Source organism: Salmonella sp. SAL00672 (assembly GCF_046552175.1).
Lineage (GTDB): Bacteria > Pseudomonadota > Gammaproteobacteria > Enterobacterales > Enterobacteriaceae > Salmonella > Salmonella enterica.
The window spans coordinates 80,596-97,507 of sequence record NZ_JBGDUQ010000008.1; the positions used below are offsets into that span (position 1 = coordinate 80,596).

Consider the following 16,912-nt stretch of genomic DNA (forward strand, 5'->3'; position numbering starts at 1 on the left):
AGAAGGGAATAGTTATTCATTGATGCAGCGCAGTTAAGCAAAAAATTCCGCTTTGCAGGGTAAATAGCAGAATGCCGGATGGCGATGCTAACGCGTCTTATCCGGCCTACAACGGTATCTCACCTGTAGGCCGGACAAGGCGTTCACGCCGCCATCCGGCATTAGCTTTTACTGTTACTGCTGCTGTTGGGAAGCCTGGATCGCCGTCAGGGCGATGGTATAGACGATATCGTCAACCAGTGCGCCACGGGACAGGTCGTTCACCGGCTTGCGCATACCCTGCAGCATCGGCCCGATGGAGATCAGGTCGGCAGAACGCTGTACCGCTTTGTAGGTGGTGTTACCGGTGTTCAGATCCGGGAAAATGAACACGGTAGCGCGACCCGCAACCGGCGAGTTCGGCGCTTTGGATTTCGCTACGTCAGCCATGACCGCGGCGTCGTACTGCAACGGACCGTCGATCATCAGGTCAGGACGTTTTTCCTGCGCCAGACGCGTCGCTTCACGTACTTTCTCTACGTCGCTGCCCGCGCCAGAGGTGCCGGTGGAGTAGGAGAGCATTGCCACACGAGGTTCGATGCCGAAGGCAATGGCGGAATCCGCAGACTGAATCGCGATTTCTGCCAGCTGCTCTGCAGTCGGGTCTGGGTTGATTGCGCAGTCGCCGTAAACGTAAACCTGTTCCGGCAGTAGCATAAAGAACACAGAAGAGACCAGGGAGCTACCCGGCGCCGTTTTAATAAGCTGCAGCGGCGGACGGATGGTGTTGGCGGTGGTATGAACCGCGCCGGAAACCAGGCCGTCGACTTCGTCTTGCTCCAGCATCAGCGTGCCGAGCACCACGTTGTCTTCCAGCTGCTCGCGGGCAACCGGTTCGGTCATGCCTTTGCTCTTACGCAGCTCAACCAGGCGAGCGACATAGCTTTCACGCACCACTTCCGGATCGACGATTTCAATACCTGCGCCCAGCTCAACGCCCTGAGATGCCGCGACGCGGTTGATTTCATCCGGGTTGCCCAGCAGTACGCAAGTGGCGATGCCGCGTTCAGCGCAGATTGCCGCCGCTTTGACGGTACGCGGTTCGTCGCCTTCCGGCAGCACTACGCGTTTACCGGCTTTACGCGCCAGCTCGGTCAGTTGGTAGCGGAACGCCGGCGGAGAGAGACGACGGCTACGCTCGGAAGTGGCGGTCAGCGACTCGATCCACTCAGCGTTAACGTAGTTCGCGACGTATTCCTGAACTTTCTCGATGCGCTCATGGTCATCAACCGGGACTTCCAGATTGAAGCTTTGCAGGCTCAGCGAAGTCTGCCAGGTGTTGGTGTTCACCATAAAGACCGGCAGACCGGTGGCGAATGCGCGTTCGCACAGTTTAGAAATGCGCGCGTCCATTTCATAGCCGCCGGTCAGCAACAGGGCGCCGATTTCTACGCCGTTCATCGCGGCCAGGCAAGCTGCGACCAGTACGTCCGGACGGTCAGCGGAGGTCACTAACAACGAGCCTGCGCGGAAATGTTCCAGCATATGCGGAATACTACGCGCGCAGAACGTGACGGATTTAACGCGGCGGGTTTTGATATCGCCTTCGTTAATGATGGTGGCGTTCAGGTGACGCGCCATATCGATAGCGCGGGTCGCAATCAGGTCGAAGCTCCACGGCACCGCGCCCAGAACCGGCAGCGGGCTGGATTCCTGCAGTTTAGCAGGATCGATTTTGATCACCTGCGCTTTGGAAGAGTCGTCAAAGATCTCCGACAGATCCGGGCGAGTACGGCCTTGTTCATCAACCGGCGCATTCAGTTTGTTGATGATAACGCCGGTGATGTTGGTGTTTTTCGCGCCGCCGAAGCTGCTGCGCGTCAGTTCGATACGTTCGTTCAGCTGTTCTGGCGTGTCGGTACCCTGAGACATGACAAAAACGATTTCCGCATTCAGCGTTTTCGCGATTTCATAGTTCAGAGACTGAGCGAACTGATGTTTACGGGTCGGAACCAGACCTTCAACCAGCACCACTTCCGCGTCTTTGGTATTCGCATGGTAGTTCGCGATGATCTCTTCCATCAGCACGTCTTTCTGGTTGCTGGAGAGCAGAGATTCAACGTGGCTCATCTTCAGCGGTTCAGCCGCCGGCAGGGTAGAGTTCGCGCGAACGATAGTGGTGGTCTGGTCAGGCGCATCGCCGCCAGCGCGAGGCTGGGCGATAGGCTTAAAGACGCTCAGACGAACGCCTTTGCGTTCCATAGCACGGATGACGCCGAGGCTGACGCTGGTCAGACCGACGCTGGTTCCGGTAGGGATCAGCATAATAATACGGGACACGGTTTATCCTCTTTCGTTACCGTCTTTTGGGGACGGGTTACAAAACAGCACCGCCAGCGAGGCTGGCGGTGTGAAATCAGGCAGTCAGACGGCTCGCGTCCTGCGCGATAACCAGTTCTTCGTTGGTTGGGATCACCACCGCCGGACGGGTACCTTCTTTGTTGATGAAACCAGATTTGCCGAAGCGGGCCGCCAGGTTACGTTCGTGGTCGACTTCAAAGCCCAGTACGCCCAGTTTGCCCAGAGACAGTTCGCGAACCATCGCGGCGTTTTCACCGATACCGCCGGTGAACACGACTGCATCCAGACGACCGTCCATCAGAGCGGTGTAAGAACCGATGTATTTCGCCAGGCGGTGGCAGTAAACGTCCATCGCACGTTTTGCGTCTTCTTTGGTGGCGTAGTTGTCTTCAACATAACGGCAGTCGCTGGTCACTTCAGTCAGACCCAGCAGACCGGACTCTTTGGTCAGCATTTTGTTGATCTGATCCACGCTCATGCCCAGAGTGTCGTGCAGGTGGAAGATAATCGCAGGGTCGATATCGCCGGAACGGGTACCCATGACCAGGCCTTCCAGCGGGGTCAGACCCATAGAGGTATCCACGCATTTACCGTTACGGATAGCGGAAACAGAACCGCCGTTGCCCAGGTGGCAGGTGATAATGTTCAGTTCTTCTACCGGCTTGTTCAGCATTTTTGCCGCTTCCTGAGTTACATAGAAGTGGCTGGTGCCGTGTGCGCCATAGCGACGAACGCCGTGTTCTTTATACAGGCTGTACGGCAGGGCATACAGGTAAGATTCTTCCGGCATGGTCTGATGGAACGCGGTGTCGAACACGGCGACGTTTTTATCTTTCAGCTGCGGGAAAGATTTCAGCGCTTCGGCGATACCAATCAGGTGAGCCGGGTTATGCAGCGGTGCGAAAGAGGCGGAATCTTTGATGCCCTGAATGACGGACTCATCAATGACTACGGAGCTGGTATACTTCTCGCCGCCGTGTACGATACGGTGACCAATTGCAGTTAACTGCGCAGACAGTTCTGGTTTTTGTGCCAGAATAGTGTTAACGATAAAGTTCAGCGCTTCACTGTGAGCGGCGCCTGCACCTAAAGCCGCTTCTTGTTTACTGCCGTCCATTTTCCATTTGATGCGTGCTTCTGGCAGATGGAAACATTCGGCTAAACCAGAAAGGTATTCATCACCATTAACTGCATCAATAATTGCAAATTTCAGTGAAGAACTACCGCAGTTCAGAACCAGTACTAACTTACTCGACATGGAAGTACCTATTTATGATACGTGGCTAAAAAAACGTCAGTGAGCCATAGAGCGTAGCGCATGATAGCCCTGACATTTATGATTAACATCATGCGCAGGAGTTTTTTTGGGCATGATGGAAGAAATACCTTTGAGTCTATGCCATTTTGCGTATTTTTCAGCCAATGGCATACTATGTGTAATATTGACGACTCAATGATTTTAAACTACCGGCCTTTGACAGGCCGACACAGGATACCTGATAGTGGGTATCGAAGACAAAATGTTTTGAACGTTGTCCCTCGCAGTTGTTGTTTTGCACAAATTTTTTAAATTTTATATGTGAAGTTGAGGTAGGCCATGTCGACACCGGATAATCGCTCCGTAAATTTTTTTAGCTTATTTCGCCGGGGGCAGCACTACGCGAAGACGTGGCCGATGGAAAAACGGCTGGCGCCCGTTTTCGTCGAAAACCGCGTCATTCGTATGACGCGCTATGCCATACGATTTATGCCGCCTGTCGCCGTCTTTACATTATGCTGGCAGATAGCGCTGGGCGGTCAGTTAGGTCCGGCCGTGGCGACCGCCCTGTTCGCCCTGAGCTTGCCTATGCAGGGATTATGGTGGTTAGGGAAACGTTCCGTGACGCCGTTGCCGCCTTCAATCCTTAACTGGTTTTACGAAGTTCGCGGTAAATTGCAGGAGGCTGGACAAGCGCTGGCGCCGGTAGAAGGAAAGCCGGATTACCAGGCATTAGCTGACACGCTTAAGCGCGCCTTCAAACAACTGGATAAAACTTTCCTGGATGATTTGTAATTGACCCCGGATTACGCATATAAAAGAAGGCATACCAATGCCTTCTTTTTTTCATCGCCATAGCGTGATACAGGAGTTCAAAATGGAAATGACCAACGCGCAACGTCTGATTTTGTCTAACCAGTACAAAATGATGACGATGCTCGATCCCACCAACGCCGAGCGTTACCGTCGCTTACAAACAATTATTGAACGCGGCTACGGCCTGCAGATGCGCGAGCTGGATCGCGAGTTTGGCGAGCTGACGGAAGAGACCTGTCGTACCATCATCGATATTATGGAGATGTACCATGCGCTGCACGTCTCCTGGACCAACCTCAAAGATACGCAAGCCATCGACGAACGTCGCGTCACCTTCCTGGGGTTTGACGCCGCGACAGAAGCGCGTTACCTCGGCTATGTCCGTTTTATGGTGAATATAGAAGGACGCTACACTCACTTTGACGCCGGGACGCACGGCTTTAATGCCCAGACGCCGATGTGGGAAAAATACCAGCGGATGTTGAATGTCTGGCATGCCTGCCCGCGTCAGTACCACCTGAGCGCGAATGAAATCAATCAAATCATTAATGCCTGAGGAGGCTCGCGTGCAGTGTAAAGGTTTTCTGTTTGATCTGGATGGAACGTTGGTTGACTCATTACCTGCCGTCGAACGCGCGTGGTGTAGCTGGGCCGATCGTTTTAACCTTGCTCATGATGAGGTGCTGGGCTTTATTCATGGCAAACAGGCGATCACCTCGTTGCGGCATTTTATGGCGGGTAAATCGGAGGCGGAAATTGCCGCTGAGTTTACGCGCCTGGAGCAAATAGAAGCCACTGAAACCGCAGGGATCACCGCGTTGCCGGGGGCAGTCGATTTACTCAATCACCTGAATAAAGCGGGCATTCCGTGGGCTATCGTCACCTCCGGTTCAATGCCGGTCGCGCGTGCGCGCCATCAGGTCGCGGGCCTTCCAGCGCCAGAGGTGTTTGTCACCGCCGAACGAGTCAAACGCGGCAAACCGGAGCCGGATGCGTATTTGCTGGGCGCACAACTGCTTGGCCTGGCCCCTCAGGAGTGCGTCGTAGTAGAAGATGCCCCGGCTGGCGTGCTGTCCGGACTGGCTGCGGGCTGCCACGTCATTGCGGTCAATGCGCCGGCCGACACGCCGCGTCTGTCGGATGTTGATTTTGCGTTGGATAGCCTGACGCAATTATCGGTCGCTAAACAACCAAACGGCGATGTGGTGGTGTTAAGAAAGACCTGATCATGATATCGCCCCGCTTTGGCGGGGCATATTTATGGCAGAATCGCGTTATCTTCTCATCTGACAAGGATATGTTGTGAACGGTGAATTGATTTGGGTTCTCTCTTTACTGGCGATTGCCGTCGTGTTGTTTGCGACGGGCAAAGTACGTATGGATGCGGTGGCTTTATTCGTCATTGTTGCTTTTGTCCTTAGCGGTACCTTGACCCTTCCGGAAGCCTTCTCCGGCTTTAGCGATCCGAATGTCATTCTTATCGCCGCCTTATTTATTATTGGCGACGGCCTCGTGCGCACCGGCGTTGCGACGGTGGTCGGTACCTGGCTGGTTAAAATGGCGGGCAGCAGTGAAATCAAAATGCTGGTTTTACTGATGATCACCGTCGCCGGACTTGGCGCTTTCATGAGTTCAACCGGCGTGGTGGCGATCTTTATCCCCGTTGTTCTTAGCGTTTCTATGCATATGCAGACCTCGCCTTCGCGCCTGATGATGCCGCTGAGTTTTGCCGGGCTTATCAGCGGAATGATGACGCTGGTGGCGACGCCGCCGAACCTGGTGGTTAACAGTGAACTGCTGCGTGAAGGCCTGCACGGGTTCAACTTTTTTAGCGTGACGCCGCTGGGGATAGTGGTGTTGGCGCTCGGCATTGTTTATATGCTGGTGATGCGCTTCATGCTAAAAGGCGATGCGCCCGGACAACAGGCCGGTAAGCGTCGCACTTTCCGCGATCTTATCCGCGAGTACCGTCTGACGGGGCGCGCTCGGCGTCTGGCGATTCGCCCCGGTTCGCCGATGGTGGGACAGCGGCTGGACGACCTTAAACTGCGCGAACGTTACGGCGCCAATGTCATCGGCGTTGAACGCTGGCGGCGCTTTCGGCGGGTTATCGTCAATGTGAACGGCGTATCGGAGTTTCGCGCTCGCGACGTTCTGCTGATTGATATGTCGGCGGCGGAGGTTGACCTCAGAGAGTTCTGCGTCGAGCAACTGCTGGAACCGATGGTATTGCGTGGAGAATATTTTTCCGATCAGGCGTTGGATGTTGGCATGGCGGAAATTTCGCTTATTCCGGAGTCTGAACTGATAGGCAAGTCGGTGCGTGAAATCGCCTTCCGTACACGTTACGGGCTGAATGTGGTCGGCCTGAAACGCGACGGCGTCGCGCTGGAAGGGTCGCTGGCCGATGAACCGTTATTGATGGGCGATATCATTCTGGTCGTGGGGAACTGGAAGTTAATCAGCCTGCTGGGGCAAAAAGGCCGCGACTTTGTGGTACTGAATATGCCGGTCGAGGTCAGCGAAGCCTCGCCGGCGCACAGCCAGGCGCCGCACGCCATTTTCTGCCTGGTACTGATGGTGGCGCTGATGTTGACCGATGAAATTCCCAACCCGATCGCGGCGATTATCGCCTGCCTGCTGATGGGGAAATTTCGCTGTATTGATGCTGAAAGCGCGTATAAAGCGATCCACTGGCCGAGCATTATCTTGATTGTGGGTATGATGCCGTTTGCGCAGGCGTTGCAAAAAACCGGCGGCGTCTCTCTGGTCGTGCAAGGGTTAATGAATATCGGCGGCGGCTATGGGCCATATATGATGCTGGGATGCCTGTTCGTGCTGTGTGCCGTCATAGGACTGTTCATTTCTAACACGGCAACGGCGGTGCTGATGGCGCCGATTGCGCTGGCGGCGGCGAAATCGATGGGGGTGTCGCCCTATCCGTTTGCGATGGCGGTGGCGATGGCGGCATCCGCCGCCTTTATGACGCCGGTTTCATCGCCGGTGAATACTCTGGTTCTGGGGCCGGGAAACTATAGCTTTAGCGATTTTGTGAAGCTTGGCGTGCCGTTCACGCTTATTGTGATGGCGGTTTGTATTGTGATGATTCCGATGTTGTTTCCGTTTTAACCCCAGGCTGGAAAAGGCCTGATGGCGCTACGCTTATCAGGCCTACGGGTATCACGCTACGTCCAGGCCGGATAAGACGTTGACGTCGCCATCCGGCACAACCGTTTAAAGCGGTGAATCCTGGCTTATCTCGTCAAGAGAGAGATGGAAACTTGGTACGAACACCGCCATAAAATAGTCCATCTCCTGGCTGCGACGTAATTCCAGCGTTTTTTCCAGCCGCGTTTTTGCCAGTCCAAACTCATTGTTTCCCGCTGAGAGCTCCTCCAGGCATTTCAGGTAGGCGCAAAGCGCATCGGCCTGTTTTACGATTGCCTGTTCTTCTTCGCTCCAGGCATTCTCATCAATAAGCGGTGCGAAAATATCGCGTAATTCATCCGGCGCCATATCAACCAGCTTTTGCTGGGCGATTTTTTCGATCGCTTTATATTCCTGGGCTATCTGGGAATTAAAATATTTTACCGGCGTCGGCAGATCGCCGGTCAGTACTTCCGAGGCATCATGATACATCGCCAGAAGCGCGATGCGTTCAGCATTGAGCTGGCCGCCAAATTTACGGTTTTTTATCGCCGCCAACGCGTGGGCGACCATCGCCACCTGCAGACTATGTTCGGAGACGTTTTCCGTACGCACGTTACGCATCAGCGGCCAGCGGTTAATCAACTTCATGCGGGAGAGATGGGCGAAAAAATGGCTCTGCTTCATAGATTACCTTTTGTTTTCACTGCGGCAGACTTCATTGTGCGGGGAGGGTGATGAAGATGCAATTCAGGCTACCGAAGTAGCCTGAATTTAAGATTATTGATGGTAACCTGAGAGGAAACGCCCAAAACGGTTGATGGCCATCTCCAGGTCATCTTCACGCGGTAGCGTCACAATGCGGAAGTGATCCGGCCACGGCCAGTTAAAGGCGGTACCTTGCACCAGCAGCACCTTTTCCTGTAGCAGGAAGTCCAGCACCATCTTCTGGTCGTCGTGAATATTAAAACGTTTAGCGTCGATCCTGGGGAACATGTACAACGCGCCGCGCGGTTTTACGCAGGAAACGCCGGGGATATCGTTAATCAACTCCCAGGCGCGGTTACGCTGTTCATACAGTCGACCGCCCGGCAGAATAAATTCGCTAATGCTTTGATAGCCGCCGAGCGCGGTCTGAATAGCATGTTGCGCCGGGACGTTGGCGCACAGGCGCATTGAGGCTAACATCTCCAGCCCTTCAATATAGCCTTTCGCATGTTTTTTCGGCCCGTTCAGCACCATCCAGCCCTGGCGGAAGCCGGCGACGCGATAGGTTTTAGACAAACCATTAAAGGTGATGGTCAGCAGATCAGGCGCCAGTGCGGCGATAGAGTGATGCTCGGCATCGTCATAGAGAATCTTGTCATAAATTTCATCGGCGAAGATGATGAGATTATGCTCGCGCGCAATGTTGACAATTTCCATCAACAATTCTTTAGAATAGACGGCGCCAGTAGGGTTGTTTGGATTAATAATGACAATACCACGCGTACGTGGGGTGATTTTGGCGCGGATATCGTCAAGGTCCGGGAACCAGTCGGAAGATTCATCGCAAAGATAATGTACCGCCTTGCCGCTGGAGAGCGATACCGCCGCTGTCCATAACGGATAATCGGGCGCGGGAACCAGCATTTCATCGCCACTGTTAAGCAACGCCTGCATCGCCTGAACGATCAGCTCGGAAACGCCGTTACCGATATAGATATCTTCCACGGTTACATCGCGCATTCCACGGGCCTGATAATGCTGCATAATCGCTTTACGGGCGGAATAAAGCCCTTTCGAGTCGCAATATCCTTGCGCCGTCGGCAAATTACGAATGACATCGACCAGAATTTCGTCCGGCGCTTCGAATCCGAAGGGGGCGGGGTTGCCGATATTCAGTTTAAGAACTTTATTACCTTCTTCCTCAAGGCGTTTCGCTTCTTTCAGAACGGGGCCACGAATGTCATAACAGACATTTTCGAGTTTGCTGGATTTTTCAATGGGGGACATGAATCTTGACCTTTTAGCTGTTATTGCCACTCCCTGCCGTGGAAGTCAGCACGAAACAATGTACTCCCACGACGGTGAGTTTTGAAGAGTGAACAGAAGAAGATTTTGTTTATTTTTAACGCGCTTTCGTACTGTTTAAAACTTCATAAAATCATTTGGTTAGATGTATTTTCTATTTTTGTCTGTATGTATAGTGTTTTGTTCTATGTGATTGCGCGTAATGTGGTTTTTTATGTTGTCAGAAATTATCTGTTTTATGAGAGATAAGCATTCATCATTAGTGTCGCGTCGGCTATTTCGGAAATACTGAGTATTAAAGGTAAAATGAGAAGGTTAGACCTTTCCGGCGGCGGGGGGTGTGAAAGTATTGTTAAGTATAATTAATGAATGGTAGAAATCTTAATTAATTATTATTTAATATTTAAAAAGCATTTACTAAAGTCGTAATAATATCTTTCTGGTCCGATTAGTATAACATATCCCAGGTTAAGATTATTCGTAATAATACTTATAAATATAGCGGTTTTAGGTTAAGATAATGATCCGAAACGGGGGCGTAGTCTGCGTTGTCTGCTAATTATTATGACGCGATTTTATACATAACCTATTGTTCAATATATTGTTTTTGTATCTGTGCGTCTCGGTAAACTATTTGACGCTGTTACAAGATTTACACGTCCATCATTAGCAGAAATCTGTAGACGCCTAAAGGTATGACACATTCTCTTTGATATATCCCGATCAGTTGCATTTGGTATTATATCAGTAAGTAAGAGAAGTGTTTTGGTCGTATTTTCAATTACATTCTAACATTTACCTGGGTAACCAGGCGGTACTGCGAAGGATGCACATTACAAATGGAATTGCTTGTTTCTGAATGCACAGCATTAACCAGGTCAGCCCGATATGACCCGCCAGTAAGTGAAAAATTATGATAAATGCAAATCGTCCGATAATTAACCTCGATCTCGATCTGCTGAGAACGTTCGTGGCCGTTGCCGATCTGAACACCTTCGCCGCGGCGGCGGCGGCGGTATGTCGTACTCAGTCTGCGGTCAGTCAACAAATGCAGCGTCTTGAGCAACTCGTGGGAAAGGAATTGTTCGCCCGCCATGGTCGTAACAAGCTTTTGACCGAACACGGTATCCAGCTTCTGGGGTACGCCAGAAAAATCCTGCGTTTTAATGATGAGGCGTGTTCATCATTAATGTTCAGTAATCTTCAGGGAGTGTTAACAATCGGCGCTTCTGATGAATCAGCTGATACTATCCTGCCTTTTTTGCTTAGCCGAATCAGCTCGGTTTATCCGAAACTCGCGCTTGATGTACGGGTAAAACGCAACGCCTATATGGTGGACATGGTTAAATCGCAGGAAGTAGATTTGGTGGTGACGACTAACCAACCTCATTCGCTGGACTGTCTGAATTTGCGGACCTCGCCCACCCATTGGTATTGTGCGGCTGAGTATGTTTTGCAAAGGGGAGAGCCCGTACCATTGGTCCTGCTGGACGATCCCAGCCCATTCCGCGATATGGTGCTGGAGACGCTAAATGCAGCGGGTATTCCCTGGCGGCTGGCCTATGTGGCGTCTACTTTACCGGCGGTACGCGCGGCCGTTAAAGCCGGTCTTGGCGTAACGGCTCGACCTGTCGAAATGATGAGTCCCGACCTTCGCGTGCTGGGCGCCGCAGACGGATTACCGCCTTTGCCGGATACGGAATATCTGTTGTGCCGCGATCCCAATAGCCAGAACGAGCTGGCGATGGTGATTTTCCATGCGATGGAAAGCTATCAAAACCCATGGCATTACAACCAGTTTTCTGCAGAGGGCGGAGATGATCCGCTGATGGTGGAAGGGGGTTTTGAGTAGCTCGCAGGCAAAAGGCGCTAAGTCGTAAATGTAAAAAAGAGCCGCTGGCGATGGAAAAACGCTCAGTGGCTCTTTTTTTGTGCCCATCTGTACTCGCTTAACCGCACAAATTGTAAAAGTTGCGGTAAATCAGCCAGTAGCGATTCGCAGTTCAATGTGGGTAAAAAATAACCAGAACATCCATTTTATGAATTTGCATGTTAAAAAACTAGAGAAATTGTTGCTGTTTTAGGGGGTGAATTAACAAAAGCGTGTCACAGATCAAGAAAATACTCCCATTTAGGGGGAGGCATCTTCACAAATTCCTGTCAAAATAGGTGTGTGTTATTTCTTTTGCTTCACAACGGACACGATTCAACAACATAAAATCCCCCCTGGTCGAAGAGTCATTTTCTCCAGGATGGCACTTAATGTTAATGATGATGAATTGATGTAAATTAATGTGAAGGAACTTTTGTTAAAGTTGACAAAAGGTTATAGAAAGGAGTAAAAAACCACATCAATTAGCTGTTTTTATCATTTTCTACAGTAATTGTAGGGTTTTTTTTATTCCTCCCCATGAATCGATGTGGCGTCCATCTGCCGTAAAGAGCAGAGGAACTGGCGCTACTTTTGATGAGTAAGCAATGAGTATGTCAACATCCACTGAAGTCATCGCTCATCACTGGGCATTCGCTATCTTTCTTATCGTTGCCATTGGCCTGTGCTGCCTGATGCTGGTAGGCGGTTGGTTTTTAGGCGGTCGCGCACGCGCGAGGCACAAGAACGTTCCGTTTGAATCAGGTATCGACTCGGTCGGCACCGCCCGCTTACGCCTGTCTGCCAAGTTTTACCTGGTAGCCATGTTCTTCGTTATCTTCGACGTTGAAGCGCTGTATCTGTTCGCATGGTCAACTTCTATCCGCGAAAGCGGCTGGGTTGGCTTTGTGGAAGCTGCAATTTTTATTTTTGTGTTACTGGCTGGTCTGGTTTATCTGGCGCGTATTGGCGCGTTGGACTGGACGCCCGCGCGTTCACGCCGCGAGCGTATGAACCCGGAAACGAACAGTATCGCTAATCGTCAACGCTAACCGCGAGGCATTAAGATGGATTATACGCTCACCCGCATAGATCCTAACGGTGAGAATGACCGTTACCCCCTGCAAAAACAGGAGATCGTAACCGACCCCCTGGAGCAGGAAGTTAACAAAAACGTGTTCATGGGCAAACTGCATGACATGGTTAACTGGGGCCGTAAAAACTCAATTTGGCCCTACAACTTCGGCCTTTCTTGCTGCTATGTAGAGATGGTGACCTCTTTTACCGCAGTGCATGACGTTGCTCGTTTCGGCGCGGAAGTGCTGCGTGCGTCGCCACGTCAGGCTGACCTGATGGTGGTGGCCGGTACCTGCTTTACCAAAATGGCCCCGGTTATTCAGCGTCTGTATGACCAAATGCTGGAGCCAAAATGGGTCATTTCTATGGGCGCCTGCGCCAACTCCGGCGGCATGTACGATATTTATTCGGTAGTGCAGGGCGTTGATAAGTTCATCCCGGTGGATGTGTATATCCCTGGCTGTCCGCCGCGTCCGGAAGCGTATATGCAGGCGTTGATGCTGCTGCAAGAATCGATTGGCAAAGAGCGCCGTCCGCTATCATGGGTGGTGGGCGATCAGGGCGTGTATCGCGCCAATATGCAGCCAGAACGCGAACGTAAACGCGGCGAGCGTATTGCCGTCACGAACCTGCGTACCCCGGACGAGATTTAATTTGCGCCTGTCGGCAGCAGCACTTCACTTCGCTAACCACTATTTTAATAGCGCGAAGCACTGCCGACCACCACGGACCATTTGCAATGGTGAACAATATGACCGACTTAACCGCGCAAGACGCTGCATGGAGTACCCGCGATCATCTTGATGATCCGGTTATCGGCGAACTGCGCAACCGTTTTGGGCCGGATGCCTTTACCGTTCAGGCGACCCGCACCGGTATCCCCGTTGTTTGGGTCAAGCGTGAACAACTACTGGAGGTTGGCGATTTCTTAAAGAAACTGCCGAAACCTTATGTCATGCTGTTTGACTTACACGGCATGGATGAACGCCTGCGTACGCACCGTGACGGGTTACCCGCCGCGGATTTTTCCGTTTTCTACCACCTGATTTCCATTGAGCGTAATCGCGATATCATGCTCAAGGTGGCGTTGTCTGAAAACGACCTGCGCGTGCCGACCTTCACTAAACTTTTCCCTAACGCCAACTGGTACGAGCGTGAGACCTGGGAGATGTTTGGTATTGATATCGAAGGCCACCCGCACCTGACGCGCATCATGATGCCGCAAACCTGGGAAGGCCATCCGCTGCGTAAAGATTATCCGGCGCGCGCGACCGAATTCGACCCGTTTGAGCTGACCAAAGCCAAGCAGGATCTGGAAATGGAAGCGCTGACCTTTAAGCCGGAAGACTGGGGGATGAAGCGCGGGACTGACAACGAGGACTTCATGTTCCTCAACCTCGGCCCGAACCACCCGTCTGCGCACGGTGCGTTTCGTATTATCCTGCAACTTGACGGTGAAGAAATCGTCGACTGCGTGCCGGATATCGGCTATCACCACCGCGGCGCCGAAAAAATGGGCGAGCGACAGTCCTGGCATAGCTACATTCCCTATACCGACCGTATCGAATACCTCGGTGGTTGCGTCAATGAAATGCCGTACGTGCTGGCGGTAGAAAAGTTGGCAGGGATCACCGTCCCGGATCGTGTGAACGTCATCCGCGTGATGCTCTCCGAACTGTTCCGCATTAACAGTCATCTGCTGTACATCTCGACCTTTATTCAGGACGTCGGCGCGATGACGCCGGTCTTCTTTGCCTTTACCGACCGGCAGAAAATTTATGACCTGGTGGAAGCCATTACCGGTTTCCGTATGCACCCGGCCTGGTTCCGTATCGGCGGCGTCGCGCACGACTTGCCGCGCGGTTGGGATCGCCTGCTGCGAGAGTTCCTTGAGTGGATGCCGAAGCGTCTGGATTCTTACGAGAAAGCCGCGCTGCGTAACACCATTCTGAAAGGGCGTTCGCAGGGCGTTGCCGCTTACGGCGCGAAAGAGGCGCTGGAGTGGGGTACCACCGGCGCAGGGCTGCGCGCGACCGGGATCGACTTCGACGTACGTAAATGGCGTCCATACTCTGGCTACGAAAACTTTGACTTTGAAGTGCCGGTGGGCGGCGGCGTTTCCGACTGCTATACCCGCGTGATGCTGAAAGTGGAAGAGCTGCGCCAGAGTCTGCGCATTCTTCAGCAGTGCCTCGATAACATGCCGGAAGGGCCGTTCAAAGCGGATCACCCGCTGACCACGCCGCCGCCGAAAGAGCGCACGCTGCAACATATCGAAACCCTGATCACCCACTTCCTGCAGGTCTCCTGGGGCCCGGTGATGCCGGCGCAGGAGTCCTTCCAGATGGTGGAAGCGACGAAGGGGATTAACAGTTACTACCTGACCAGCGACGGCAGCACTATGAGCTACCGTACCCGCGTGCGCACGCCGAGCTTTGCGCACCTGCAGCAGATTCCCTCGGCGATCCGCGGTAGCCTGGTCTCCGACCTGATTGTCTATCTGGGTAGTATCGATTTTGTTATGTCAGATGTGGACCGCTAATTATGCACGAGAATCAACAACCACAAACCGAGGCTTTTGAGCTGAGTGCGGCAGAGCGTGAAGCGATAGAGCACGAGAAGCACCACTACGAAGACCCGCGTGCGGCGTCCATTGAAGCGCTGAAAATCGTTCAGAAGCAGCGTGGCTGGGTGCCGGACGGCGCGATCTACGCTATTGCCGATGTGCTGGGTATTCCGGCGAGCGACGTCGAAGGCGTCGCCACATTCTACAGCCAGATTTTCCGTCAGCCGGTCGGTCGCCACGTGATTCGCTACTGCGACAGCGTGGTGTGCCATATCACCGGCTATCAGGGGATTCAGGCCGCGCTGGAAAAAAATCTCAACATCAAACCGGGGCAGACGACCTTTGATGGTCGCTTTACGCTGCTGCCGACCTGTTGCCTGGGGAATTGCGATAAAGGGCCGAACATGATGATTGATGAGGATACTCACAGCCATCTGACCCCGGAAGCCATTCCTGAACTACTGGAGCGGTATAAATGAAAAACGTTATCCGTACTCCCGAAACCCATCCGCTGACCTGGCGTCTGCGCGATGACAAACAGCCGGTCTGGCTGGATGAATATCGTAGCAAAAACGGCTACGAAGGCGCGCGTAAGGCGCTGACCGGCCTGTCTCCGGATGAAATCGTCAGCCAGGTAAAAGACGCCGGTCTGAAAGGGCGCGGCGGCGCGGGCTTTTCCACCGGTCTGAAGTGGAGCCTGATGCCGAAAGATGAATCCATGAACATCCGTTACCTGCTGTGTAACGCCGATGAAATGGAACCGGGCACCTATAAAGACCGTCTGCTGATGGAACAGCTGCCGCACCTGCTGGTGGAAGGCATGCTGATCTCCGCGTTCGCGCTGAAAGCGTATCGTGGTTACATCTTCCTGCGCGGCGAATATATCGAAGCGGCTGTACATCTGCGCCGTGCGATTGCTGAAGCAACCGAGGCCGGGCTGCTTGGCAAAAATATCATGGGCACCGGGTTCGACTTTGAACTGTTTGTCCACACCGGGGCAGGGCGTTACATCTGTGGTGAAGAAACGGCGCTGATTAACTCCCTCGAAGGCCGCCGCGCGAACCCGCGCTCCAAGCCGCCCTTCCCGGCGACCTCCGGCGTATGGGGCAAGCCGACCTGTGTGAATAACGTCGAAACGTTGTGTAACGTCCCGGCAATCCTCGCCAACGGCGTGGAGTGGTACCAGAACATCTCGAAAAGCAAAGATGCGGGTACCAAGCTGATGGGCTTCTCGGGCCGCGTGAAGAATCCGGGCCTGTGGGAATTACCGTTCGGCACCACCGCGCGCGAGATCCTCGAAGATTACGCGGGCGGTATGCGCGATGGCCTGAAATTCAAAGCCTGGCAACCGGGCGGGGCGGGAACCGACTTCCTGACCGAGGCGCATCTTGACCTGCCGATGGAGTTCGAAAGCATCGGTAAAGCAGGCAGCCGTCTGGGCACCGCGCTGGCGATGGCGGTAGACCACGAAATCGGCATGGTATCGCTGGTGCGTAACCTGGAAGAGTTCTTTGCCCGCGAATCCTGCGGCTGGTGTACGCCATGCCGCGACGGGTTGCCGTGGAGCGTGAAAATTCTGCGCGCGCTGGAGCGTGGCGAAGGCCAGCCGGGGGATATCGAGACACTTGAGCAACTGTGTCGTTTCCTCGGACCGGGTAAAACCTTCTGCGCGCATGCGCCGGGCGCGGTTGAGCCACTGCAAAGCGCAATTAAGTATTTCCGCGAAGAATTCGAAGCTGGCATCAAGCAGCCGTTCAGCAATACCCATTTAATCAATGGTATTCAGCCGAACCTGCTCAAAGAGCGCTGGTGAGTTAACGATTTT

At 53.1% G+C, this 16,912-nt stretch carries 15 protein-coding genes; 11 read left to right on the forward strand and 4 right to left on the reverse strand.

The genetic code is table 11. From position 1 onward, the window contains the following. Window positions 1-174 precede the first annotated feature (174 nt). The gene (gene pta, locus ACLJTG_RS17990) at window positions 175-2,319 is read right to left on the reverse strand and encodes a phosphate acetyltransferase (RefSeq protein WP_000086692.1); all 2,145 of its coding nucleotides are present in this window, start codon (window positions 2,317-2,319) and stop codon (window positions 175-177) included. A gap of 76 nt (window positions 2,320-2,395) precedes the next feature. Then, window positions 2,396-3,598 (reverse strand): acetate kinase, encoded by a 1,203-nt coding sequence (gene ackA / locus ACLJTG_RS17995; protein ID WP_000095689.1) that lies wholly within the window; start codon window positions 3,596-3,598, stop codon window positions 2,396-2,398. A gap of 339 nt (window positions 3,599-3,937) precedes the next feature. On the opposite strand from ackA, the gene yfbV reads away from it, so the two are divergent. From yfbV to ACLJTG_RS18015, 4 genes are all read left to right on the forward strand, one after another. After that, window positions 3,938-4,393, forward strand: a complete 456-nt coding sequence (yfbV, locus tag ACLJTG_RS18000) for a terminus macrodomain insulation protein YfbV (RefSeq protein ID WP_000106617.1) — start codon at window positions 3,938-3,940, stop codon at window positions 4,391-4,393. A gap of 82 nt (window positions 4,394-4,475) precedes the next feature. Next, entirely contained in the window at window positions 4,476-4,970 is a 495-nt protein-coding gene (locus tag ACLJTG_RS18005) for a YfbU family protein (RefSeq protein ID WP_000426135.1), read from the forward strand. Continuing rightward, window positions 4,963-5,640 carry a sugar phosphatase gene (locus tag ACLJTG_RS18010; protein ID WP_079951367.1) on the forward strand — a complete coding sequence of 226 codons (678 nt, stop codon included), beginning with the start codon at window positions 4,963-4,965 and terminating at the stop codon, window positions 5,638-5,640. The genes ACLJTG_RS18005 and ACLJTG_RS18010 overlap by 8 nt, the downstream gene beginning before the upstream one ends. 76 nt (window positions 5,641-5,716) lie before the next feature. After that, complete coding sequence (locus ACLJTG_RS18015; RefSeq protein WP_079951366.1) at window positions 5,717-7,543, forward strand: SLC13 family permease; 1,827 nt, start codon at window positions 5,717-5,719, stop codon at window positions 7,541-7,543. Window positions 7,544-7,648: 105 nt separating this feature from the next. Here ACLJTG_RS18015 and yfbR read toward each other — a convergent pair whose 3' ends face one another. Both yfbR and alaA read right to left on the reverse strand, forming a co-directional pair. Next, window positions 7,649-8,248: a 5'-deoxynucleotidase gene (gene yfbR, locus ACLJTG_RS18020; protein WP_000813882.1), complete on the reverse strand. Its 600-nt coding sequence runs from the start codon at window positions 8,246-8,248 to the stop codon at window positions 7,649-7,651. A 93-nt stretch (window positions 8,249-8,341) separates the two neighbouring features. Then, complete coding sequence (gene alaA / locus ACLJTG_RS18025; protein ID WP_000074540.1) at window positions 8,342-9,556, reverse strand: alanine transaminase AlaA; 1,215 nt, start codon at window positions 9,554-9,556, stop codon at window positions 8,342-8,344. 931 nt (window positions 9,557-10,487) lie between these two features. Between alaA and lrhA the strand changes: the two genes are divergently transcribed. The 7 genes from lrhA (at window position 10,488) to nuoF (ending at window position 16,900) form a co-directional block, all read left to right on the forward strand. Continuing rightward, window positions 10,488-11,426 carry a transcriptional regulator LrhA gene (gene lrhA / locus ACLJTG_RS18030; protein ID WP_000606288.1) on the forward strand — a complete coding sequence of 313 codons (939 nt, stop codon included), beginning with the start codon at window positions 10,488-10,490 and terminating at the stop codon, window positions 11,424-11,426. Between the two features lie 79 nt (window positions 11,427-11,505). Further along, window positions 11,506-11,658, forward strand: coding sequence for a hypothetical protein (locus ACLJTG_RS18035; protein ID WP_001121022.1), 153 nt, complete (start codon window positions 11,506-11,508; stop codon window positions 11,656-11,658). 394 nt (window positions 11,659-12,052) lie between these two features. Further along, a complete protein-coding gene (gene nuoA, locus ACLJTG_RS18040) occupies window positions 12,053-12,496 on the forward strand; it encodes an NADH-quinone oxidoreductase subunit NuoA (protein ID WP_000062993.1) in 444 nt (147 codons plus the stop codon). 15 nt (window positions 12,497-12,511) lie between these two features. Then, window positions 12,512-13,174, forward strand: a complete 663-nt coding sequence (gene nuoB / locus ACLJTG_RS18045) for an NADH-quinone oxidoreductase subunit NuoB (RefSeq protein ID WP_000386728.1) — start codon at window positions 12,512-12,514, stop codon at window positions 13,172-13,174. Between the two features lie 86 nt (window positions 13,175-13,260). Continuing rightward, window positions 13,261-15,063, forward strand: a complete 1,803-nt coding sequence (gene nuoC, locus ACLJTG_RS18050) for an NADH-quinone oxidoreductase subunit C/D (protein WP_000247855.1) — start codon at window positions 13,261-13,263, stop codon at window positions 15,061-15,063. Window positions 15,064-15,065: 2 nt separating this feature from the next. Continuing rightward, complete coding sequence (gene nuoE, locus ACLJTG_RS18055) at window positions 15,066-15,566, forward strand: NADH-quinone oxidoreductase subunit NuoE (RefSeq protein ID WP_000545038.1); 501 nt, start codon at window positions 15,066-15,068, stop codon at window positions 15,564-15,566. Next, window positions 15,563-16,900, forward strand: coding sequence for an NADH-quinone oxidoreductase subunit NuoF (gene nuoF, locus ACLJTG_RS18060; RefSeq protein ID WP_000800048.1), 1,338 nt, complete (start codon window positions 15,563-15,565; stop codon window positions 16,898-16,900). Before nuoE ends, nuoF begins: the two co-directional genes overlap by 4 nt. Window positions 16,901-16,912: the final 12 nt, after the last annotated feature.

Coding starts and splice junctions, on each gene's coding strand:
- ackA (WP_000095689.1), bottom strand. CDS start 3,598: ATGTCGAGTAAGTTAGTACTGGTTCTGAACTGCGGTAGTTCTTCACTG.
- yfbV (WP_000106617.1), top strand. CDS start 3,938: ATGTCGACACCGGATAATCGCTCCGTAAATTTTTTTAGCTTATTTCGC.
- ACLJTG_RS18005 (WP_000426135.1), top strand. CDS start 4,476: ATGGAAATGACCAACGCGCAACGTCTGATTTTGTCTAACCAGTACAAA.
- ACLJTG_RS18010 (WP_079951367.1), top strand. CDS start 4,963: ATGCCTGAGGAGGCTCGCGTGCAGTGTAAAGGTTTTCTGTTTGATCTG.
- yfbR (WP_000813882.1), bottom strand. CDS start 8,248: ATGAAGCAGAGCCATTTTTTCGCCCATCTCTCCCGCATGAAGTTGATT.
- alaA (WP_000074540.1), bottom strand. CDS start 9,556: ATGTCCCCCATTGAAAAATCCAGCAAACTCGAAAATGTCTGTTATGAC.
- lrhA (WP_000606288.1), top strand. CDS start 10,488: ATGATAAATGCAAATCGTCCGATAATTAACCTCGATCTCGATCTGCTG.
- nuoA (WP_000062993.1), top strand. CDS start 12,053: ATGAGTATGTCAACATCCACTGAAGTCATCGCTCATCACTGGGCATTC.
- nuoB (WP_000386728.1), top strand. CDS start 12,512: ATGGATTATACGCTCACCCGCATAGATCCTAACGGTGAGAATGACCGT.
- nuoC (WP_000247855.1), top strand. CDS start 13,261: ATGGTGAACAATATGACCGACTTAACCGCGCAAGACGCTGCATGGAGT.
- nuoE (WP_000545038.1), top strand. CDS start 15,066: ATGCACGAGAATCAACAACCACAAACCGAGGCTTTTGAGCTGAGTGCG.
- nuoF (WP_000800048.1), top strand. CDS start 15,563: ATGAAAAACGTTATCCGTACTCCCGAAACCCATCCGCTGACCTGGCGT.